We start from the raw sequence: 21,259 nt of genomic DNA, 5'->3' as shown, positions 1-21,259 counted from the left end.
TTTTCGCCAAAAGGGCAAGCGGCAAACGTCTCACCCGGCTTTTACAGCGCTTTATGCACGGCTTTATCCATCATACGCGGATAAAACTGCCAAAAAAAATCTTCAAATATTTGATAATTATCAATAAAGTCGTCGAACGAATCTTCCAGCGCGGCCAGGCGTGGGCGACGACTGGCCATGCCCCGCAGTACCGGCTGCAGGTAATCGGCGTCGGCGTACTTCTCCATCCAGCGATCGGACCATAAATAACGGTTAAGATTCTGGAATCGCTCGGGTGTCGAGGCTAATTCGGGCGCGATCACAGATTTTGCCTGAGCCAAAAAAGCTGGCAAGGAAATTTCCGGAACGATTTTATCCCAGTTTCGTGACAGAAAATGATCCCAGATCACGTCGAGGGTGATGGGGGAAACGCGACGGGTTTCGGCACGGAAAAAGTCACGCGCAGCGCGCACTTCGGGCAGCGCGTCGGTCATCACATCAATGCGACGATGATGCAAAATGCCCTCGGCAACCGGCGTCGGCCAGTCGTTATGCGGATTACCCCGCACAAAATCGGCCATCAGATTGCCCAACAGGGAGCTTTCGGCCAGCGAGGCCAGGTGGAGATGCGCAAGAAAGTTCATCCGGGGAGTATATCGCCTAATCCGCTGGTGGTGTAGTTGCGTTAGCCGGTGCAGGAACTCTGGATGAATGCGGCTCTGACAGGACTCCGGAGGTGTTCCCGGCGCGTGCAGCATTAGATTGTTTAGAAATGGCGGGATTTCAGCTAGAATGTGCGCCCTGATTTCCCAACAGTGAATGACCATGCGCGTTGCCGATTTTTCGTTTGAGTTGCCCGAATCTTTGATTGCCCATTATCCGCAGGCCCAGCGCAGCGGATGTCGTCTCCTTTCCCTTAACGGGCCGGACGGCGAGTTGTCTCATGGCATCTTTACGGATTTGCTGGATAAGCTCACCCCTGGCGACCTGCTGGTGTTCAACAACACCCGCGTTATCCCTGCGCGCGTGTTTGGTCGTAAAGTCAGCGGCGGCAAAATTGAAGTGCTGGTTGAGCGCATGCTCGATGACCATCGCGTGCTGGCCCATGTGCGGGCGTCGAAAGCGCCTAAGCCGGGTGCAGAGTTACTGCTCGGCGATGATGAAAGCGTCAAAGCGACGATGGTTGCCCGCCACGATGCGCTTTTTGAACTGCAGTTTGACGATGAGCGCGCGGTGCTCGATATTCTCAATGCGGTGGGGCATATGCCGCTGCCGCCTTATATTGACCGTCCTGATGAAGACGCTGACCGTGAGCTGTATCAGACCGTCTACAGCCAGCGGCCAGGTGCTGTCGCTGCGCCAACGGCCGGCCTGCATTTCGATCAGCCCATGCTCGACGCGCTGCGTGAAAAGGGCATCGAAACGGCCTTTGTCACCCTTCACGTTGGGGCAGGGACCTTCCAGCCCGTGCGGGTTGACAGCATTGAAGACCACATTATGCACGCGGAGTATGCCGAAGTGCCGCAGGATGTGGTGGATGCGGTGCTGGCCTGTAAAGCCCGTGGCAACCGCGTGGTGGCCGTAGGCACCACTTCCGTGCGTTCGCTGGAAAGCGCCGCGCAGGCGGCTCAGGATGCGCTGATCGCGCCGTTCTTCGACGATACCAAAATCTTTATTTTCCCCGGCTACCAGTATCAGGTGATTGATGCGCTGGTGACCAATTTCCACCTGCCGGAGTCCACGCTGATTATGCTGGTCTCGGCGTTTGCGGGTTACCGCAATACGATGCACGCCTACCAGCAGGCGGTGGCAGAGCAGTACCGATTCTTCAGCTACGGCGATGCGATGTTTATCACCCGCAATCCCGAGGCTGTTACCGAGCAGGTTGGCGAATAACATCCAACCGGCAGTATCCTCAGCCGTGCACCCTGTGCGGCTGATAACACTTAACATCAGACTGTATCTCTGGTGGAGGCAACGTGAAGTTCGAATTAGATAAAACTGACGGGCGCGCGCGCCGTGGCCGTCTGATCTTCGATCGCGGCGTGGTGGAAACCCCGGCATTTATGCCCGTGGGCACTTACGGCACGGTAAAAGGCATGACGCCGGAAGAAGTGATTGATACCGGTGCACAGATCATCCTCGGCAACACCTTCCACCTGTGGCTGCGTCCTGGCCAGGAAGTGATGAAGCTGCACGGCGATCTGCATGACTTTATGAACTGGAAAGGCCCGATCCTTACCGATTCCGGCGGCTTCCAGGTGTTCAGCCTCGGCGACATCCGTAAAATCACCGAAGCCGGCGTGCACTTCCGCAACCCGATCAACGGCGATGCGATCTTCCTCGACCCGGAAAAGTCGATGGAGATCCAGTACGATCTCGGTTCTGACATCGTGATGATCTTCGATGAATGTACCCCCTATCCTGCTGACTGGGATTACGCCAAGCGCTCGATGGAGATGTCACTGCGCTGGGCGCAGCGTAGTCGCGATCGCTTTGATTCTCTTGAGAATAAAAAAGCCCTTTTCGGCATAATCCAGGGTGGGGTTTACGAAGATTTACGAGATGTCTCGGTAAAAGGGCTGGTAGAGATTGGCTTTGATGGTTACGCTGTGGGCGGCCTGGCGGTCGGTGAGCCAAAAGAAGATATGCACCGTATTCTGGAGCATGTCTGCCCGCAGATCCCGGAAGACAAACCCCGTTACCTGATGGGCGTCGGTAAACCTCAGGATCTGGTGGAAGGCGTACGTCGCGGAATCGATATGTTCGACTGCGTGATGCCTACCCGCAACGCGCGCAACGGCCACCTTTTTGTGACCGACGGCATCGTAAAAATCCGTAATGCGAAGTATAAAGATGACACCGCAACGCTGGATGCGGAGTGTGATTGCTACACCTGTCGCAATTACAGCCGTGCCTACTTGCATCATCTTGATCGTTGTAACGAAATACTGGGTGCGCGTCTGAACACCATTCACAACCTGCGCTATTACCAGCGTTTAATGGCTGGTTTACGTCAGGCGATTGAAGACGGTAAGTTAGAGCACTTTGTGACTGAATTCTACGACCGGACGGGTAACACGGCTCCGCCACTATCCGTTTGATAATTAAACAATGAGGGAAATTTAATGAGCTTGTTCATTTCTGACGCAGTGGCAGCAGCTGGCGCGCCGTCTCAGGGAAGTCCTTATTCACTGGTTATTATGCTGGTGGTTTTTGGTCTGATTTTCTACTTCATGATCCTGCGCCCGCAGCAAAAACGCGGTAAAGAGCACAAGAAGCTGATGGACTCCATCTCTAAAGGTGATGAAGTGCTGACCACCGGTGGCCTGGTTGGCCGCGTCACCAAAGTGGCTGACACCGGTTATGTTGCTATCGCGCTGAACGAAACTACTGAAGTGGTAGTTAAACGTGACTTCGTGGCTGCCGTTCTGCCGAAAGGTACGATGAAGGCGCTTTAATTTTTTGTTTTCCCTAAGGGAACTGCCGTGTTAAACCGTTATCCTTTGTGGAAGTACATCATGCTGATCGTCGTGTTACTCGGCGGCCTGCTGTACGCACTTCCCAACCTGTATGGTGAGGATCCGGCCGTTCAGATCACTGGTGCGCGCGGAAGCGCCGCCAGTGAGCAGACGCTGGTTCAGATCCAAGATGCCTTGAAGCAAGATAATATCCAGAGCAAATCCATTGCACTGGAAAATGGCGCAATTCTGGCGCGTTTCGCAAACGGTGACGTGCAGCTGCGTGCCCGTGATGCCATTACCAAAGTGTTGGGTGAAGACTTCGTTGTCGCGCTTAACCTTGCTCCCGCAACGCCAACCTGGCTGACCTTGCTGGCCGCAGAGCCGATGAAACTCGGTCTCGATCTGCGCGGCGGCGTACACTTCCTGATGGAAGTCGATATGGATACCGCTCTGGGTAAACTCCAGGAGCAGAACATCGATAACCTCAGAAGCGATCTGCGTGACAAAAACATTCCTTATACCAACGTTCGCAAAACCGACAATTACGGTCTGGAAATTCGTTTCCGTGATGCCGCGTCGCGTGATGCTGCCGTCAGCTATCTGTCGGACCGCCATCGTGACCTGGTGATCAGCGGAACCAGCGGTAATACCCTGCGAGCGGTGATGACTGACGATCGTCTGCGTGAAGCCCGTGAATATGCGGTTCAGCAGAACATCAATATCCTGCGTAACCGTGTTAACCAGCTTGGCGTAGCCGAACCGCTGGTTCAGCGTCAGGGTTCCGATCGTATTGTGGTTGAGCTGCCTGGTATCCAGGACACGGCCCGTGCGAAAGAAATTCTGGGCGCGACCGCCACGCTGGAATTCCGTCTGGTGAACACCACTGTTGATCCAACCGCTGCGGCTAACGGCCGTGTACCGGGTGATTCAGAAGTGAAAAACACCCGTGACGGTCAGCCAGTGACCCTGTACAAGCGCGTGATCCTGACCGGTGACCACATTACTGACTCCACGTCGAGCCAGGATGAGTACAACCAGGCACAGGTGAACATCTCGCTGGACAGCGCGGGCGGTAACATCATGTCCAACTTCACCAAGGATAATATCGGTAAGCCGATGGCAACGCTGTTTGTCGAATACAAAGACAGCGGTAAGAAAGATGCCAACGGCCGTGCGATCCTGGCGAAGCAGGAAGAGGTGATTAACGTTGCGAACATCCAGTCCCGACTGGGTAACAGCTTCCGTATTACCGGCATCAGCAACCCGAACGAAGCCCGCCAGCTGTCACTGCTGCTGCGTGCCGGTGCGTTGATTGCGCCAATCCAGATTGTTGAAGAACGTACCATTGGTCCAACCATGGGTGCGCAGAACATCACTCAGGGTCTGGAAGCCTGTCTGTGGGGCCTGATCGCCTCTATCGTATTTATGGTGGTTTACTACCGTAAGTTCGGTGTGATCGCCACCTCGGCGCTGGTGGCTAACCTGGTGCTGATTGTTGGTATCATGTCGCTGCTGCCGGGTGCAACGCTGACCATGCCGGGTATTGCCGGTATCGTGTTGACGCTGGCGGTTGCGGTGGATGCGAACGTACTGATTAACGAGCGTATCAAGGAAGAGATCAAGAATGGACGTTCCATTCAGCAAGCTATCCATGAAGGCTATAAAGGCGCGTTCTCCAGTATTGTCGATGCCAACGTCACCACGCTGATCACTGCAATTATTCTGTATGCGGTGGGCACCGGGTCAATCAAAGGCTTTGCAATTACGACCGCGATTGGCGTCGTGACCTCGATGTTTACCGCCATTGTCGGTACCCGTGCCCTCGTCAACCTGTTGTACGGCGGCAAACGCATCACCAAGCTGTCTATCTGAGGAGTGCGTTGTGGCACAGGACTATACCGTTGAACAACTGAACTACGGGCGTAAAGTTCATGACTTTATGCGCTGGGATAAAGTGGCCTTTACCATTTCAGCTCTGCTGCTGATCGCGTCCTTCGCGATCATGGGACTGAAAGGGTTTAACTGGGGCCTGGATTTTACCGGCGGAACCGTTATTGAAATCACCCTGGAGAAACCAGCGGATATTGACAGCCTGCGCGGTGCGCTGGAGAAGTCAGGATTCGTGGATCCTCAGGTACAGAACTTCGGCAGCAGCCGTGACGTGCTGGTGCGTATGTCCCCTAACGAGGGCAATGCGGGCCAGGAGCTGGGTAACAAGGTGGTGAGCATCATCAACCAGGCCAGCGAGCAGAACGCCACGGTTAAGCGTATCGAATTTGTTGGGCCAAGCGTGGGTAGCGATTTGGCGCAGGCTGGCGGCATGGCGCTGCTGGTGGCGTTGATTGCTATCCTGATCTATGTCGGTTTCCGCTTTGAGTGGCGACTGGCGTTAGGTGCGGTGCTGGCACTGGCGCATGACGTGATCATCACCATGGGTATCCTCTCTCTGTTCCATATTGAGATTGATTTAACCATCGTGGCGTCACTGATGTCGGTTATCGGTTACTCGCTGAACGACAGTATCGTGGTATCGGACCGTATTCGTGAAAACTTCCGCAAGATCCGTCGCGGCACGCCTTACGATATCGTTAACGTCTCGCTGACGCAGACGTTAAGCCGTACCATCATGACCTCGGCGACCACGCTGATGGTGGTGCTGATGCTGTTTATCTTCGGCGGCGCACTGCTGGAAGGCTTCTCGCTGACGATGCTGATCGGGGTGTCTATCGGGACCGTTTCCTCTATCTACGTGGCTTCAGCGCTGGCGCTGAAACTCGGCATGAAGCGTGAGCACATGCTGCAGACCAAAGTAGAAAAAGAGGGTGCCGATCAACCTTCGATTATGCCGTAAGCTGTGACGTTACGATGAGAAAGGGCCGCGAAAGCGGCCCTTTTTTTATGGCGCGGTGGCCGGTTTTGGCGCGTCTTGCAACACGATATCGTGAACCCTGATATAGCCCAACTGCTCAGGGGTGATATTGCTCAGGCGTAAGGGCACGGTAACTTCACTGCGCGCCAGCAGCGAGTCTTTCACCATCAGTGACTGACTTTGGCTGTCGACCTGCAGCGGTTTACCGGTGGTGGGATCCATTTCGCCCCATTCCACCTGCGCGGTAAAGGCCGGTATGGTGTTATCCGCTGCCGAGCGGATATGCAGAATGGCACGGGTGCCGTTAGCGTCGCCTTCAATCTGGCTAAGGGAAAGGCGGACTTCGCCAGCCTGGCTCTTCAATGCCACTGCCGTTTTGGTGGCGGGCAGCAACCAGGCACCCTGGTTTAAGGTACTGTTCAGCATGTTTTGCTGTTCAAGGCTGGCAGCCTGTTGAGTGAGCTGCTGCATTTCAGTATTGAGTTTACCGACCTGATTATGCAGTTTATTCAGCTCTGGCTGCTGCTTGGGTGCTGCACAACCCGCCAGCATCAATGCTGCAACCAGCAGCAGAGGTTTTTTCTTTAAGTCTTTCGCCATACCCGCTCAGAGCTCCTTGCCGTCAATTTATTCTGGAATGCGCAATGTCTGCCCGGGATAAATTTTATTCACATCAGACAGCATCGGCTTGTTAGCTTCAAATATCTTATTGTATTTATTAGCATCGCCATAGACTTCTTTCGAAATGGCGCTCAGCGTGTCGCCTTTTTTCACCGTGTAGAAACGGGCTTCCGTGGCGAGTTGCTCCACGTTTACGTTGTCTTCCACTGCGGTGATGCCGGCGACGTTACCGACAGCAATCAGCACTTTCTCTTTCAACTCCTGTGAAATGGCATCGCCACTGATGCTGGCTTTGCCGTCGGCAACCTTCACGTCAATCTTGTCGCTGCCGGGCAGGTTGAGCTTGGTGATGTGCTCCTGCAGCTTTTTGTTCTGGTCATCGCCTCCGGTGACGGAGTCCCACAATTTCTCACCTGCTTCTTTTACGAAGTTAAACAATCCCATATATCCTCCGGTTTATCCTTGGTTAGAGAAGAAATAACGCTATACAACCTGCTTATTATAGCGGGTAAAGCGTTAAGCCACGTCAGGACACGCGCAGGTTCTGAGCGGCGAGGCAACATTCGCCAAAGGCACGGAAAGGGCGATGACGTTATTTTGTTAGTAGCCACTTCGCGCTACACTGTGGGCCAATTTCCAGGATTATCAGGAATTATCATGCATTGCCCGTTCTGTTCTGCTGTGGATACCAAAGTGATCGACTCCCGTTTGGTTGGGGAAGGCACTTCGGTGCGCCGTCGTCGCCAGTGTCTGGTGTGCCATGAACGTTTTACCACCTTTGAGGTGGCCGAACTGGTGATGCCTCGGGTCGTTAAAAGCAATGATGTCCGCGAACCCTTCAATGAAGACAAGCTGGCCAGCGGCCTGATGAAAGCGCTGGAGAAGCGTCCGGTCAGCTCTGACGATGTGGAAAATGCCATCAGTCATATCAAAAGCCAGCTGCGCTCCACCGGCGAGCGTGAAGTGCCGAGCAAAATGATCGGCAATCTGGTGATGGATGAGCTGAAAAAACTGGATAAGGTGGCCTATATTCGCTTTGCCTCCGTCTACCGCAGCTTTGAAGATATTCGCGAGTTTGGCGAAGAGATTGCCCGTTTACAGGATTAAACCATGAGCGATGAAATCTGGATGGCGCGCGCCCTTGAGCTCGCCCGCCGTGGCCGGTTTACCACCACGCCCAATCCGAATGTCGGCTGCGTGATTGTCCGCGATGGCGTGATGGTCGGCGAAGGCTACCATTTTCGCGCCGGTGAACCGCATGCTGAAGTCCACGCGCTGCGGATGGCTGGCGATAAGGTGAAAGGGGCAACGGCCTATGTCACCCTTGAACCCTGTAGCCACCACGGGCGGACGCCACCTTGCTGTGATGCGCTGATTGCCGCCGGCGTCAGCCGGGTTATTGCAGCGATGCAGGATCCCAATCCGGAAGTGGCCGGTCGCGGGCTATATCGCCTGCAGCAGGCGGGCATTGAGGTCAGCCATGGGCTGATGATGCAGGAAGCAGAAGCGCTTAATCGCGGCTTCCTGAAGCGGATGCGAACCGGTTTCCCGTGGGTGCAGCTGAAGCTCGGCGCCTCTCTCGATGGCCGCACGGCGATGGCCAATGGCGAAAGCCAGTGGATCACCTCAGCAGAAGCCCGCCGCGACGTTCAACGCCTGCGCGCCCAGAGTTCGGCTATCCTCAGCACCAGCGCCACCGTATTGGCCGATAATCCGTCGTTAACCGTGCGCTGGCAGGATTTTGCCGCGGATACCCAGGCCGCGTATGCCGAAGCGGATCTGCGCCAGCCGGTACGGGTGGTGATTGACAGTCAAAATCAGGTGACGCCTGAGCACCGTTTGATTTCCCAGCCCGGTGAGACCTGGCTGGCACGCCAGCAGGCAGATAACCTGAACTGGCCGGAGAACGTGGAGCAGTTCCTCGTTCCGCGCCATAATGACCATACCGATTTAGTGTCGCTGATGATGCTGCTGGGTCGCCGACAGATCAATACGGTCTGGGTGGAAGCCGGCGCAAAACTGGCCGGCGCACTGCTTACCGCGGGCGTCGTGGACGAGTTGATTGTCTATATGGCACCGAAATTACTGGGAGATAATGCACGCGGTCTGTGCCATTTACCGGGCATAGCACATCTTGCTGACGCTCCCGCCTTCACCTTCAGCGATAGTCGCCAGGTTGGGCCCGACATTCGCCTGACGCTGACGCCTGACTCTTAGCTTTTAAAAGCGGAGCAGAGCGGTGAAGAGTATGATAGAATCCGCCCCCCTGCGGGGCCATAACTGAACCCTGAAAGGAAGATTATGAACGTTATTGAAGCTGCTGTTGCTACTCCTGACGCGCGCGTTGCCATCGTCATTGCGCGTTTCAACAACTTTATCAACGACAGCCTGCTGAGCGGTGCCCTTGATGCGTTAAAGCGCATCGGCCAGGTGAAAGATGAAAATATCACCGTGGTGTGGGTGCCAGGCGCCTATGAAATGCCAATGACCGCACGTGCGCTGGCTAAAGCCGGTAAGTACGACGCTGTTGTCGCCCTCGGAACCGTTATTCGTGGCGGGACTGCCCACTTCGAATATGTCGCTGGTGAAGCCAGTTCTGGCCTGGCCAGCGTCGCGATGAACAGCGATATTCCGGTCGCATTTGGTGTCCTGACGACTGAAAACATCGAACAGGCCATTGAACGTGCCGGAACCAAAGCGGGTAATAAAGGCGCAGAAGCTGCCCTGACCGCACTAGAAATGATTAACGTATTGAAAGCCATCAAAGCCTGATTTTAAGGGGAATTTCGTGAAACCTGCTGCTCGTCGCCGCGCCCGTGAATGTGCTGTCCAGGCGCTTTACTCCTGGCAGTTGTCTAAAAACGACATCTCTGATGTCGAATATCAGTTTCTGGCGGAGCAAGACGTCAAAGACGTTGATATCAGCTACTTCCGCGAGTTGCTGGTAGGCGTTGCAACCAACAGCGCATACCTGGATGGCCTGATGAAGCCGTACCTGTCGCGTCAGCTCGAAGAGCTGGGCCAGGTAGAAAAAGCCATCCTGCGTATCTCGCTGTTTGAGCTGAGCAAGCGTGCCGATGTTCCCTACAAGGTGGCCATCAATGAGGGCATTGAGCTGGCGAAAGTGTTCGGCGCCGAAGACAGCCATAAGTTTGTCAATGGCGTGCTGGATAAAGCCGCTCCCTACATCCGCCCCAACAAGAAGTAATCCTCCAAGGCCGGTCTGACCGGCCTTCTTCATTTTTCAAACTCGGAACGCATAGTATGGCATGTGGCGAATTCGAACTTATCGCGCGTTATTTCGATCGTGTGACAAGCTCCCGTCGCGATGTGGAAAAGGGCATCGGCGACGACTGCGCATTACTGACGCTGTCTGAAAAACAGACCCTCGCTATCAGCACCGATACGCTGGTAGAAGGCGTTCACTTCCTGCGTGATATCCATCCTGCCGATCTGGGCTATAAAGCGCTGGCGGTTAACCTCAGCGATCTGGCTGCAATGGGCGCCGATCCGGCCTGGCTGACGCTGGCCTTAACCCTGCCATCCGTCAACGAAGCCTGGCTGAAGGACTTCAGCGACAGCCTGTTTGAGCTGCTCGACTACTACGATATGCAGCTGATTGGCGGTGACACCACGCGTGGGCCGCTGAGCCTGACGCTGGGCATTCATGGCCTGGTGCCGCAGGGCAGGGCGCTGAAACGTTCAGGTGCCCGTCCCGGCGACTGGATCTACGTCACCGGCACGCTGGGCGACAGTGCCGCAGGCTTAGCGCTGCTGCAACACCTCGTGAAGATTAACGATCCGGTGGCGCATGAAATGCTGATCAAACGCCATCTGCGTCCGATGCCGCGTATTTTGCAAGGACAGGCGCTGCGCGACCTGGCCAGTTCGGCGATCGATCTGTCCGATGGGCTGATTTCCGATCTGGGTCATATCCTGAAAGCCAGCGACTGCGGCGCCAGACTGAATCTGGAAGCCTTGCCGCTTTCTGAAGTGATGAAACTGCACTTCGAGCCAGAGCAGGCGATCCGCTGGGCGTTAAGCGGTGGCGAAGATTACGAACTGTGCTTCACCGTGCCGGAGATTAACCGTGGCGCGTTAGACGTGGCGCTGGGGCATTATGGCGTGCCGTTTACCTGTGTGGGTCAGATCGCCCCACAATCCGAAGGCTTGGTGCTGTTACAGGACGGCAAGCCCGTCGAAAAAGACCTGAAAGGATTTGACCATTTTGGCCGCGAATAAGGATGTGGCGAAAAGCCGCCTGAAAATGAGCAACCCCTGGCATCTGCTGGCCACCGGTTTTGGCAGCGGACTCAGCCCCTATGTCCCGGGCACCATGGGCTCGCTGGCTTCGATCCCGTTCTGGTATCTGATGACCTTTTTGCCGCAGGATATTTACTCGCTGGTGGTGATGTTCGGTATCTGTATCGGGGTCTATCTTTGCCACCGTACGGCGAAAGATATGGGCGTTCACGATCACGGCAGCATTGTCTGGGATGAGTTTATTGGCATGTGGATTACGCTGATGGCGATCCCGGTCAACAGCTGGCAGTGGGTGCTGGCGGGGTTTGTGATCTTCCGTATTCTGGATATGTGGAAGCCGTGGCCGATCCGGTGGTTCGATCGCAACGTGCACGGTGGCATGGGGATTATGGTCGACGATATCATCGCCGGCATTCTCTCCGCGGGCATTCTCTATTATGCCGGGCTGCATTTTACGTTCTGAACCGCGTGTTCTGAAGCGGCAGGATAAGAAAGGGCGACGGTAACCGTCGCCCTTTTTCTTTACTCGAAGCCGACCACGTTATGTGGCTGGTAGGCACTTTCAAGCTGGATAATCTCTTCCTGCGTCAACTCAACGTCAACCGCCTGTACCAGATCGGCGAGCTGTTCGGTTCTTGATGCGCCGATGATCGGGGCAGTGACCGCCGGCTTAGCCAGCATCCACGCCAGCGCGACCTGCGCGCGGCTGATGCCCTTATCTTCCGCAATCGCGGCCACCCGGGCGGCAATCGCGCCGTCGTTCTCTTCGGTTTTGTCATACAGCGTGCTGCCGAACTCATCAGAGACGGAACGCGCGGTGGTTTCGCCCCATGGACGCGTCAGACGGCCTCGCGCCAGCGGACTCCACGGCAGCACGGCAATATTCTCGGCCTGACACAGCGGATGCATTTCCCGCTCTTCCTCACGCTGGATCAGGTTGTACTGGTCCTGCATGCTGACAAAGCGTGTCCAGCCATGTAAATCTGCGGTGTACAGTGCTTTAGCGAACTGCCAGGCGAACATCGAGGATGCGCCGATGTAGCGAGCCTTGCCCGATTTCACCACGTCGTGCAGCGCTTCCAGCGTCTCCTCCAGCGGGGTGTTGTAATCCCAGCGGTGGATTTGCAGCAGGTCGACGTGATCCATCCCCAGCCTGCCAAGGCTGTCGTCAATGGATTGCATGATATTCGCGCGGGAAAGGCCGCCCGAAAGGTTGCTCATCGGGAAGTAGACTTTGGTGGCGACCACGACCTCGTCGCGGCGGGCAAAATCTTTCAGCGCGCGGCCAACAATCTCTTCACTACTGCCATCGGAATAGCTGTTAGCGGTATCGAAGAAGTTGATGCCGGATTCCAGCGCTTGCTTGATCAGCGGGCGACTGCTCTCTTCAGGAAGTGTCCAGGCGTGGCGGCCTCGATCGGGTTGACCGAAGGTCATACAGCCCAGGCAAAGGCGGGAAACCGTCAGATCGGTTGTGCCCAGTGTGGTGGTTTTCATGCGAGCTCCTGCCAGTCGGTTGGCGGCGTTAAGCCGGTAAAGAACTGAATAAGCATAGCAGGAGAAAAGCTCCCCGGACGGGGAGCATTGTGCGGAATTACTGCGCGAGCCAGTCGGTGATTTGCTGCTCAATGCCTTCTGCATCAAGCAGATAGTCATGGCGGATCTCATCCTGGGTGCCCTGCGGTATAAACACATCAGGCAGCCCGATGGTCAGAACCGGGACCAGCAGGCGCCTGGCCATCAGCAGTTCAATCACACCGCTGCCTGCGCCACCTTTAATTGCGCCTTCCTCCAGCGTAATCAGCGCTTCATGGCTGGCAGCCAGCTCAATAATCAGCGCGTCATCCAGCGGTTTCACAAAACGCATATCGACCAGCGTGGCATTCAGCTTTTCAGCAACCGCTGCCGCTTCTGGCAGCAGGGTGCCGAAGTTGAGGATCGCCAGCTTCTCGCCTTCGCGTTTGACCAGGCCTTTACCCAGTTGCAGCGAGGCAAGCGGCTTCAGTTCTGCGCCGGTTCCGGTGCCGCGTGGATAACGTACCGCGCTTGGCCCCTGCGAATAGTGGTAGCCGGTGTACAGCATCTGACGGCATTCGTTTTCATCGCTTGGCGTCATGATCACCATATTCGGGATGCAGCGCAGGAACGAGATATCAAATGCGCCCTGATGGGTCTGTCCGTCAGCACCGACAATACCGCCACGGTCGATGGCGAACAGCACCGGCAGCTTCTGGATCGCCACGTCATGGATCAGCTGATCGTAGGCGCGTTGCAGGAAGGTGGAGTAAATCGCCACCACCGGCTTATACCCCCCGATCGCCAGACCGGCAGCAAAGGTCACCGCGTGCTGCTCAGCGATGGCCACATCGAAATACTGGCCAGGATAATCGCGTGAGAAGCTGACCATGCCAGACCCTTCACGCATGGCTGGCGTGACCGCCATCAGCTTGCTGTCATCGGCGGCGGTTTCGCTCAGCCACTGCCCGAAGACTTTCGAGTAGCTTGGCAGCCCTTCAGCCGCTTTTGGCAGCAGGCCGCTGGCAGGATCGAACTTAGGCACCGCATGCCAGGAGATCGGATCCTTTTCTGCCGGGGCGTAGCCTTTGCCCTTTTTGGTCATGATATGCAGGAACTGCGGGCCTTTCAGCTCGCGCATATTCTTCAGCGTTTGCACCAGTGCCAGCACGTCGTGACCGTCGACCGGGCCGATGTAGTTAAAGCCCAGCTCTTCAAACAGGGTGCCCGGCACGACCATCCCTTTCAGGTGCTCTTCCGTACGCTTCACCAACTCTTTGATTGGCGGCAGGCTGCCCAGCACTTTTTTGCCCCCTTCACGCAGGCGTGAATAGGTTTTGCCGGACAGGATTTGCGCCAGACGATTGTTCAGCGCGCCGACGTTCTCTGAAATCGACATTTCGTTGTCATTCAGCACCACCAGCATATCGGTTTTGATATCGCCCGCATGGTTCATGGCTTCAAACGCCATCCCCGCCGTCAGCGCACCATCGCCAATCACGCACGCCGTGCGGCGGTTTTTGCCTTCTTTTTCTGCGGCGACAGCCATACCCAAACCGGCGCTGATCGACGTCGAGGAGTGCCCAACGTTCAGCACATCAAACTCGCTTTCATCGCGCCACGGGAACGGGTGCAGGCCATTTTTCTGGCGAATGGTGCCAATACGATCGCGTCGTCCGGTGAGGATTTTATGCGGGTAGGCCTGATGGCCGACATCCCACACCAGATGATCAAAAGGCGTGTTGTAAACGTAATGCAGCGCGACGGTCAGTTCCACCACGCCAAGACCAGAGGCAAAGTGGCCGCTGGAGCGGCTTACGCTGTCGAGTAAATACTGACGTAGCTCATCACAAAGTCTTGGCAGGCTCTCTTTGGGGAGCGATCGTAATTCTTGTACCGTGCTGGCCAACGCCAGCGTCGGATATTTTGCAGTATCAAAACTCATCAGAGACTCATTGTGGAAGTTATTTATTGCGTTCAATTATGTAACTTGCCAGCGCTTGTAATGACGTTGTAGTAAAAGAGTGCGCGGCAAGTGTTTCTAATGCGCTGAGTGACTCCTGATAGAGGTCCCACGCTTTGGCCCGTGCGCCGTCGAGTCCCATCAGGGCCGGGTAGGTACTTTTGCCTAAATGCTGATCGGCTCCCTGCCGTTTGCCGATAATGGCGGTATCACCCACCACATCTAAAATGTCGTCCTGCACCTGGAACGCCAGACCAATCGCATTGGCATAACGATCGAGTGCGGGCAGGGCAGCGCGCCCACGTTCTCCGGCGGCTAAAGCGCCCAGACGAACGGCGGAGCGAATTAACGCCCCGGTTTTATGGCGGTGAATTTGCTCCAGTGCGGCCAGATCAACCTGCTGGCCTTCGGCAGCCAGATCCAGCGCCTGTCCGCCGCACATCCCTGCCACGCCACTGGCCTGAGCCAGTTCTGAAAGCATCGCCACGCGGTATTCTGCGCTCACGCCTGGCATCGGTGTATCGGCCAGAATTGAAAAGGCCAGCGTTTGCAGAGCATCGCCGGCCAGGATCGCCGTATCCTCGCCAAACTTAATGTGGCAGGTTGGTTGGCCACGGCGCAAGCTGTCATCATCCATCGCCGGCAGATCGTCGTGGATCAATGAATAGGCATGAATGCATTCAACGGCTGCCGCGGGCGCATCCAGCGCGGCATCGTCCGCGCCGAGCATTTCTCCGGTGGCATACACCAGAAAAGGACGTAAGCGTTTACCCCCCAATAATGCCCCATATTCCATGGCATTAACCAGCGGGGAATTCTGAAACGGCAGTGGCGCGATAAAACGCTGTAAAGCCTGATTCACACGCGTGTGGTGCGCGGTCAGTAAATCGCTAAAATCCATTACTCATTTTCCGGCGTGAAGGGCTGCAGGTCAGCGTCTTTATCGTCGCTCAACAGAATCTGCACGCGCTGTTCAGCGGCCTGCAGTTTTTGCTGGCCCGCACGTGCGAGCTGCACGCCGCGTTCAAATTCATTCAGCGCTTCTTCCAGCGGCAGGTCACCGCTTTCAAGACGGGATACAATCTGCTCCAGCTGCTGAAGAGAGGTTTCGAAGCTGGCTGGCTGTTCGGCTTTTTTAGGCATAGTGGCGTTCTGCTCAGTCGTTTTTTTAGCGTGAAGCCGCCCATGGTAGCCGACTCGAAATGATTAGCAAAATAATGATGCTGCTAACGGATGAAGAAGCAGTGAGCGGACAGGTGTGATACACTCGAGTATTGAATGTAAAGGGCTACAAGCTGCTTTGCAATACCCTCATTTTACCAGCTAAGTGCGTCCCATTTCAGCACTTAATTGCTTAACGAACCCATGCCGCCATGAAGTTTATCATTAAGTTATTCCCCGAAATCACCATCAAAAGTCAGACCGTTCGCCTGCGTTTTATTAAAATCCTGACGACGAATATCCGTAACGTGCTGAAGGACAGCGATGAAACGCTGGCCGTGGTCCGTCACTGGGACCATATCGAAGTGCGTTCAAAGGACGATACCAAGCGTTCCGTACTGGTTGAAGGGCTGCAGCGCATCCCCGGCATTCACCATATCCTCGATGTGGAAGATCGTGCTTATACCGATATGCACGACATCTTTGAGCAGACGCTGGAGCTGAACCGCGATCGTATTGAAGGGAAAACCTTTGCTGTCCGCGTGAAGCGCCGGGGCAAGCATGATTTCAGCTCGCAGGATGTGGAGCGTTACGTTGGCGGCGGGCTCAATCAGCACGTGGCCAGCGCCCAGGTGAAGCTGAATCACCCGCAGGTGACGGTGAATCTGGAAATTGAAGACGATCGTATGCTGTTAGTGACCGGCCGTCATGAAGGCATTGGTGGCTTCCCGATCGGCACTCAGGAAGATGTGCTGTCGCTGATTTCCGGCGGCTTCGACTCCGGCGTATCCAGCTATATGCTGATGCGTCGCGGTTGCCGCGTGCATTACTGCTTCTTCAACCTTGGCGGCGCAGCGCATGAAATCGGCGTTCGTCAGGTGGCGCATTATCTGTGGAACCGTTTTGGTCGCTCGCACAAGGTGCGTTTTGTGGCGATCAACTTCGAGCCGGTGGTCGGTGAGATCCTCGAGAAAGTGGAAGACGGTCAGATGGGCGTAGTGCTGAAGCGCATGATGGTGCGTGCCGCATCTCAAATCGCCGAGCGTTATGACGTGCAGGCGCTGGTAACCGGTGAAGCGCTTGGCCAGGTGTCCAGCCAGACGCTGACCAACCTGCGCTTAATCGATAACGCCAGCGACACGCTGATCCTGCGCCCGCTGATTTCCCATGATAAAGAGCACATCATTAATCTGGCGCGTCATATCGGTACGGAAGATTTTGCCCGTACCATGCCGGAATACTGCGGTGTGATTTCCAAAAGCCCAACCGTCAAAGCGGTCAAGGCGAAGATCGAAGCGGAAGAGCAGAACTTCGATTTTGCTATTCTCGATCGGATGGTCGCAGAAGCCACCAACGTCGATATCCGGCGTATTGCGGAAGATACCGAGCAGGAAGTCGTTGAAGTCGAAACGGTGGTGTCATTCGGCCCGGAAGATATGGTGCTGGATATCCGTTCTGCCGATGAGCAGGACGATCGTCCGCTGGAGCTGGAAGGGGTGGAAGTGAAAGGCCTGCCGTTTTATAAGCTCAGCACCCAGTTCGGCAATCTGGACCAGAGCAAAACCTGGCTGCTTTACTGCGATCGCGGCGTAATGAGCCGTCTGCAGGCACTTTACCTGCACGAGCAGGGCTTCAAAAATGTGAAGGTCTATCGTCCGTAGTGGGCCGTGGAGCTGACTTATCCCGTCAGCTCCACTCTTGCCAGCAGGCACTTTCCCCGCCTGCTGGCACCTCAGGCTATTTCTGAGCGTCGATTCTATTCAATCCACTCGCGGTAATCATAAATTCCGGCAGCGACCACCAGCTGTTTCGCCACTTCATGGGCTTTATCCCGGCCCAAAATCAGGTCGATTAACTTCAGCGCGAAGTCGATAGAGGTGCCCGGTGCCTGGCTGGTCAGGAGATTGACGCGCGGATCCCACACCACCCGTTTATCCATCCACTTCTCATCCGGAATGGTCTCTTTCAGGCCCGGAAAACCGGTCATGTTGCCGACCGGGAACAGGTTATGGGGGATCAGCACCGTGCCGGCGGCGGCACAAATCGCGGCAACAATACGGCCTGAGAGATGGAACTGGCGCACCGTTTCAACCAGTAGCGGGCTGTCGCGGAAGGCTTCAGCGCCTTTCAGGCCGCCGGGCAGCACGATGGCGGCAAAATCATTATCTGCCACCTCCACCAGCGGCGCATCGGCAATCAGCCTGACGCCGCGCGAGCAGCGGATTTCTCTGCTGCCGTCATCCGTCACGCTGGCAGTGGTCACGTTCAGCCCGGCGCGCACCAGCAGGTCGATAGTGGTGACTGCTTCCGTTTCTTCACTGCCAGGTGCCAGGCAAACCAGCACCGATGCGTTCTCGCTCATAATCTTGTTCCTTTCGCTTAATCAATTCATAAAGTCGGCTATTTTCAGGCGTTGCCAGGCCTTGTGCCCGCGCTCGTCGGATGACGTAGCCGGTAATGTAATCTATTTCAGTGCGGCGCTCGGCGCGGATGTCCTGCAGCATGGAAGAGGTATTGGCGGCGGTGGAGTTGATCACGTCCAGCACATAGTCGAGCAGCCCTTCACGCGAGGTATGCTGGCCTTCGCGTTCCATCACCATCGCCACTTCATTGCACAGCGCCGAGACTTCATCCAGATGATGAAGCAGTTCGCCATTGGTGCAGTCGTACTGCACGGTTAGCGGGTTAATCACGCAGTTAACGGCGAGTTTCTGCCATGCGGCGGAGGCCACATTATTGTGCCAGGCGACATCCGGCAGCGCCTGCTGCAACACCTCTGCCAGATCGCTGAGTGCCGCTGCATCGGCAGAGGTTGGGCCGATGTGGGTGATACCGGCCGCCACGTGGACGATCACCGTACCGTCGCGTTTCGCCGCATGCGTGGTGATACCTCGCAGTAGCGGTTGATGCAGGGCTTTCAGTTCATCCAGCGTCCCCATGCCGTTATGCAGCAGCAGGATCGGGCAGTCATCGCGCAGGATAAACTGCAAATTCTTCACCGCCTCGGAAACCTGCCAGGCTTTGAGGGTGACGAGCAGCAGGTCGCTTTCCGCGAGGAACTTTGGATCGTTGGCTATGCATGTCTTATTGATCGTCGTGCCATTCAGATCGATGACGTTGACCGAGCAGTAGGGCTGCGGCACCCGCAGCCAGCCCTGTACATCATGTCCCTGAGCGTCGAGGGCAGCTAACCAGATTTGCCCTAATGCACCGCATCCCAGTACGGTAATCTTCATACGTCCTCCCCGCGTGCGGGTTGCGTTAGTACCACCTTGCTGTCAGCCCATCACGGCGCCGCGCAGGTTTGTTATCCTTATTATAGCTTTCAACGCCGATGGTTTTTTTAACGGCGCTAAGTCGGTATTATGCATGTCACTTTAGGATCAGGAGAATACATCATGCCATCTTTCGATATCGTTTCAGAAATTGACATGCAGGAAGTCCGAAATGCGGTGGAAAATGCCAACCGCGAAATCTCAAGCCGTTTCGATTTTCGTAACGTGACCGCCAGCTATGAGCTGATTGAGAAAAACGAGTCTATCAAGGTGTTAAGCGAGTCTGACTTTCAGGTTAAACAGCTGATTGATATTCTGCGCGAAAGGCTGCTGAAGCGTGGCATTGAAGGCGCGGCGCTGGAGATCCCGGAAGAAATTGAGCACAGCGGTAAAACCTGGAGCGTGGAAGCCAAAATGAAAAAAGGCATTCCTGCGGATGTGGCGAAAAAGCTGGTTAAGCTGATCAAAGACAGCAAAATCAAAGTGCAGACGCAGATTCAGGGTGAAGAATTACGCGTGACGGGGAAATCTCGTGATGACCTGCAGGGCGCAATGGCGCTGGTGCGTGGTGGTGATTTGGGACAGCCTTTCCAGTTTAAAAACTTCCGCGACTAAGCGATCCCAGACAGCGGGGCTTTTCAGGGCCGCGCTGGCTGGTTATCTGCATCGATCAGGCCGCTTCGGCGACCAGCTTTTCGATCTCTGCGCGGTTGGTCACCTTGCTGTCGATCTTCACGTAAGCACTTCTCTCTTCCGGCACGATAAACACCGCGGCCACGCCCGGTTGCGCTTTAAGACGCTGCTCCAGCACGCTCTTGTCTAATGTACTGCCATCCAACATGATGCGTAAGCTGCTGACATACGGCGGTTCCTTCATTGTACAGCTCACCAGCAGCCAGATCGCCGCCACCAGGCTGCCGACCACGAACACCGATTGCGCATCAAAATGACCGAATACCCAACCGCCCATGCTGCCGCCAATGGCCACGCCTAAAAACTGGCTGGTGGAATAGAGGCCCATTGCGGTGCCTTTATAACCCGGCGGTGACTCTTTACTGATCAGCGACGGTAAAATGGCTTCCATCAGGTTAAAGCCAATAAAGAACAGCTGCACACCGACCACCAGCGTCCAGAAATTACTTCCCGCACCCCACAGCACGATCTCTGCAATCAGCATCAGAGCAACACAGCTGACAAATACCCGCTTCATGCGACGCTTCACTTCCGCGTAAATGATAAACGGGATCACGCCGCAGAAGGCGACCAGCATGGTGACCAGATAGACTTTCCAGTGCTGCTCCGCAGGGAAACCTGCGCGCTCAAACTCACCCGGTAGGGCGACGAAGCTCGACATCAGCAGAATATGCAGGCACAGGATGCCAAAGTTCAGCTTCACCAGGCGCGGATTGGTCAGCACGGCTTTGAAGGTGCCTTTCACCATGCCCGATTCGCGATTCAGAATATGGTTCGGCGTCGACGGCACCACCCACAGGGTGATCACAATGCCTAAGGTCGCCAGACAGGCGATCATCCAGAACAGCGCATGCAGGCCAAGAGCATGGGTAATGATCGGGCCCAGCACCATCGCAATGGCAAAGGTCACGCCGAAGCTGATACCAATAAAGGCCATCGCTTTGGTACGGTTCTGTTCACGGGTTAAATCGGAAAGCAACGCCATCACCGCGGCGGCAATCGCACCGGAACCCTGCAACGCACGGCCCAGGATCACGCCCCAGATGGAAGTGGTGCTCGCGGCAATGACGCTGCCGAGAACGAAAATCAGGAGTCCACCGACGATTAACGGTTTGCGGCCAATACGGTCCGACAATAATCCGAAGGGGATTTGGAAAACGGCTTGCGCTAAACCGTAGATGCCAATGGCGAGTCCAATCAGTGCTTCACTTGCTCCCTGCAATGCCATGCCGTAAGTGGTCAGGACGGGCAATACCATAAACATTCCCAACATACGCAGGGAAAATACCGTCCCCAAACCCCATGTCGCACGCAACTCGACTGGAGTCATTTTATTATCGTTCATTACTACCTCAGTTTATCTGGTCGACGTATTTTAGGCGGCGGGGGAGGGTGGGTAAAATAATACTTGTCGCGAAGTGGTAACAAAAAGAAAGGGCGCGATAATCGCGCCCTT

At 55.6% G+C, this 21,259-nt stretch carries 23 protein-coding genes; 13 read left to right on the top strand and 10 right to left on the bottom strand.

What is annotated here, in order from left to right:
• Positions 1-41: 41 nt before the first annotated feature.
• Positions 42-623 carry an ACP phosphodiesterase gene (locus ACXKZG_RS17400; protein WP_013201008.1) on the bottom strand — a complete coding sequence of 194 codons (582 nt, stop codon included), beginning with the start codon at positions 621-623 and terminating at the stop codon, positions 42-44.
• 181 nt (positions 624-804) lie between these two features.
• Between ACXKZG_RS17400 and queA the strand changes: the two genes are divergently transcribed.
• The 5 genes from queA to secF all read left to right on the top strand — a co-directional run bounded on the left by queA (position 805) and on the right by secF (position 6,294).
• Positions 805-1,875 carry a tRNA preQ1(34) S-adenosylmethionine ribosyltransferase-isomerase QueA gene (gene queA, locus ACXKZG_RS17395; RefSeq protein ID WP_013201009.1) on the top strand — a complete coding sequence of 357 codons (1,071 nt, stop codon included), beginning with the start codon at positions 805-807 and terminating at the stop codon, positions 1,873-1,875.
• An 83-nt stretch (positions 1,876-1,958) separates the two neighbouring features.
• Entirely contained in the window at positions 1,959-3,083 is a 1,125-nt protein-coding gene (gene tgt, locus ACXKZG_RS17390; RefSeq protein WP_488875196.1) for a tRNA guanosine(34) transglycosylase Tgt, read from the top strand.
• Positions 3,084-3,107: 24 nt separating this feature from the next.
• Entirely contained in the window at positions 3,108-3,440 is a 333-nt protein-coding gene (gene yajC, locus ACXKZG_RS17385; RefSeq protein WP_013201011.1) for a preprotein translocase subunit YajC, read from the top strand.
• A gap of 27 nt (positions 3,441-3,467) precedes the next feature.
• On the top strand, positions 3,468-5,315 hold the full coding sequence (gene secD / locus ACXKZG_RS17380; protein ID WP_013201012.1) for a protein translocase subunit SecD: 1,848 nt from the start codon (positions 3,468-3,470) through the stop codon (positions 5,313-5,315).
• Positions 5,316-5,325: 10 nt separating this feature from the next.
• Positions 5,326-6,294 carry a protein translocase subunit SecF gene (gene secF / locus ACXKZG_RS17375; protein WP_013201013.1) on the top strand — a complete coding sequence of 323 codons (969 nt, stop codon included), beginning with the start codon at positions 5,326-5,328 and terminating at the stop codon, positions 6,292-6,294.
• A gap of 45 nt (positions 6,295-6,339) precedes the next feature.
• Here the strand turns inward: secF and ACXKZG_RS17370 are convergent, their stop codons facing one another.
• Together ACXKZG_RS17370 and lysM are read right to left on the bottom strand one after the other, a co-directional pair.
• The gene (locus tag ACXKZG_RS17370) at positions 6,340-6,912 is read right to left on the bottom strand and encodes a SadB/YajI family lipoprotein (RefSeq protein WP_134823586.1); all 573 of its coding nucleotides are present in this window, start codon (positions 6,910-6,912) and stop codon (positions 6,340-6,342) included.
• A 27-nt stretch (positions 6,913-6,939) separates the two neighbouring features.
• The gene (gene lysM, locus ACXKZG_RS17365; protein ID WP_488875195.1) at positions 6,940-7,377 is read right to left on the bottom strand and encodes a peptidoglycan-binding protein LysM; all 438 of its coding nucleotides are present in this window, start codon (positions 7,375-7,377) and stop codon (positions 6,940-6,942) included.
• 213 nt (positions 7,378-7,590) lie between these two features.
• Between lysM and nrdR the strand changes: the two genes are divergently transcribed.
• The 6 genes from nrdR to pgpA all read left to right on the top strand — a co-directional run bounded on the left by nrdR (position 7,591) and on the right by pgpA (position 11,659).
• The gene (nrdR, locus tag ACXKZG_RS17360; protein WP_013201016.1) at positions 7,591-8,040 is read left to right on the top strand and encodes a transcriptional regulator NrdR; all 450 of its coding nucleotides are present in this window, start codon (positions 7,591-7,593) and stop codon (positions 8,038-8,040) included.
• A gap of 3 nt (positions 8,041-8,043) precedes the next feature.
• Positions 8,044-9,150, top strand: a complete 1,107-nt coding sequence (ribD, locus tag ACXKZG_RS17355; protein WP_488875194.1) for a bifunctional diaminohydroxyphosphoribosylaminopyrimidine deaminase/5-amino-6-(5-phosphoribosylamino)uracil reductase RibD — start codon at positions 8,044-8,046, stop codon at positions 9,148-9,150.
• Between the two features lie 84 nt (positions 9,151-9,234).
• Positions 9,235-9,705, top strand: a complete 471-nt coding sequence (gene ribH, locus ACXKZG_RS17350) for a 6,7-dimethyl-8-ribityllumazine synthase (RefSeq protein ID WP_013201018.1) — start codon at positions 9,235-9,237, stop codon at positions 9,703-9,705.
• 16 nt (positions 9,706-9,721) lie between these two features.
• Positions 9,722-10,141, top strand: a complete 420-nt coding sequence (gene nusB, locus ACXKZG_RS17345; protein ID WP_013201019.1) for a transcription antitermination factor NusB — start codon at positions 9,722-9,724, stop codon at positions 10,139-10,141.
• A gap of 56 nt (positions 10,142-10,197) precedes the next feature.
• Positions 10,198-11,175 (top strand): thiamine-phosphate kinase, encoded by a 978-nt coding sequence (thiL, locus tag ACXKZG_RS17340; RefSeq protein ID WP_013201020.1) that lies wholly within the window; start codon positions 10,198-10,200, stop codon positions 11,173-11,175.
• Positions 11,153-11,659 carry a phosphatidylglycerophosphatase A gene (gene pgpA / locus ACXKZG_RS17335; RefSeq protein WP_041691923.1) on the top strand — a complete coding sequence of 169 codons (507 nt, stop codon included), beginning with the start codon at positions 11,153-11,155 and terminating at the stop codon, positions 11,657-11,659. Before thiL ends, pgpA begins: the two co-directional genes overlap by 23 nt.
• A 59-nt stretch (positions 11,660-11,718) precedes the next feature.
• On the opposite strand, the gene ACXKZG_RS17330 is transcribed toward pgpA, so the two are convergent.
• The 4 genes from ACXKZG_RS17330 to xseB all read right to left on the bottom strand — a co-directional run bounded on the left by ACXKZG_RS17330 (position 11,719) and on the right by xseB (position 15,817).
• On the bottom strand, positions 11,719-12,693 hold the full coding sequence (locus ACXKZG_RS17330; protein WP_488875193.1) for an aldo/keto reductase: 975 nt from the start codon (positions 12,691-12,693) through the stop codon (positions 11,719-11,721).
• Positions 12,694-12,790: 97 nt separating this feature from the next.
• On the bottom strand, positions 12,791-14,656 hold the full coding sequence (dxs, locus tag ACXKZG_RS17325) for a 1-deoxy-D-xylulose-5-phosphate synthase (protein ID WP_206402033.1): 1,866 nt from the start codon (positions 14,654-14,656) through the stop codon (positions 12,791-12,793).
• 19 nt (positions 14,657-14,675) lie between these two features.
• Positions 14,676-15,575 carry a (2E,6E)-farnesyl diphosphate synthase gene (gene ispA / locus ACXKZG_RS17320; RefSeq protein ID WP_013201023.1) on the bottom strand — a complete coding sequence of 300 codons (900 nt, stop codon included), beginning with the start codon at positions 15,573-15,575 and terminating at the stop codon, positions 14,676-14,678.
• On the bottom strand, positions 15,575-15,817 hold the full coding sequence (xseB, locus tag ACXKZG_RS17315; protein WP_013201024.1) for an exodeoxyribonuclease VII small subunit: 243 nt from the start codon (positions 15,815-15,817) through the stop codon (positions 15,575-15,577). Before xseB ends, ispA begins: the two co-directional genes overlap by 1 nt.
• Before the next feature lie 230 nt (positions 15,818-16,047).
• On the opposite strand from xseB, the gene thiI reads away from it, so the two are divergent.
• Entirely contained in the window at positions 16,048-17,496 is a 1,449-nt protein-coding gene (thiI, locus tag ACXKZG_RS17310; protein WP_265909901.1) for a tRNA uracil 4-sulfurtransferase ThiI, read from the top strand.
• Positions 17,497-17,591: 95 nt separating this feature from the next.
• On the opposite strand, the gene yajL is transcribed toward thiI, so the two are convergent.
• On the bottom strand, positions 17,592-18,197 hold the full coding sequence (yajL, locus tag ACXKZG_RS17305; RefSeq protein WP_053141824.1) for a protein deglycase YajL: 606 nt from the start codon (positions 18,195-18,197) through the stop codon (positions 17,592-17,594).
• Positions 18,151-19,071, bottom strand: a complete 921-nt coding sequence (panE, locus tag ACXKZG_RS17300; RefSeq protein ID WP_488875192.1) for a 2-dehydropantoate 2-reductase — start codon at positions 19,069-19,071, stop codon at positions 18,151-18,153. The genes yajL and panE overlap by 47 nt, the downstream gene beginning before the upstream one ends.
• Before the next feature lie 162 nt (positions 19,072-19,233).
• On the opposite strand from panE, the gene ACXKZG_RS17295 reads away from it, so the two are divergent.
• Positions 19,234-19,725, top strand: coding sequence for a YajQ family cyclic di-GMP-binding protein (locus tag ACXKZG_RS17295; protein ID WP_013201028.1), 492 nt, complete (start codon positions 19,234-19,236; stop codon positions 19,723-19,725).
• A gap of 55 nt (positions 19,726-19,780) precedes the next feature.
• Here ACXKZG_RS17295 and ACXKZG_RS17290 read toward each other — a convergent pair whose 3' ends face one another.
• Positions 19,781-21,148: an MFS transporter gene (locus tag ACXKZG_RS17290; RefSeq protein WP_488875191.1), complete on the bottom strand. Its 1,368-nt coding sequence runs from the start codon at positions 21,146-21,148 to the stop codon at positions 19,781-19,783.
• Between the last annotated feature and the right edge of the window lie 111 nt (positions 21,149-21,259).

The organism is Erwinia sp. 2186 (genome assembly GCF_057812255.1).
This window is presented reverse-complemented; position numbering and strand designations above follow the sequence as displayed.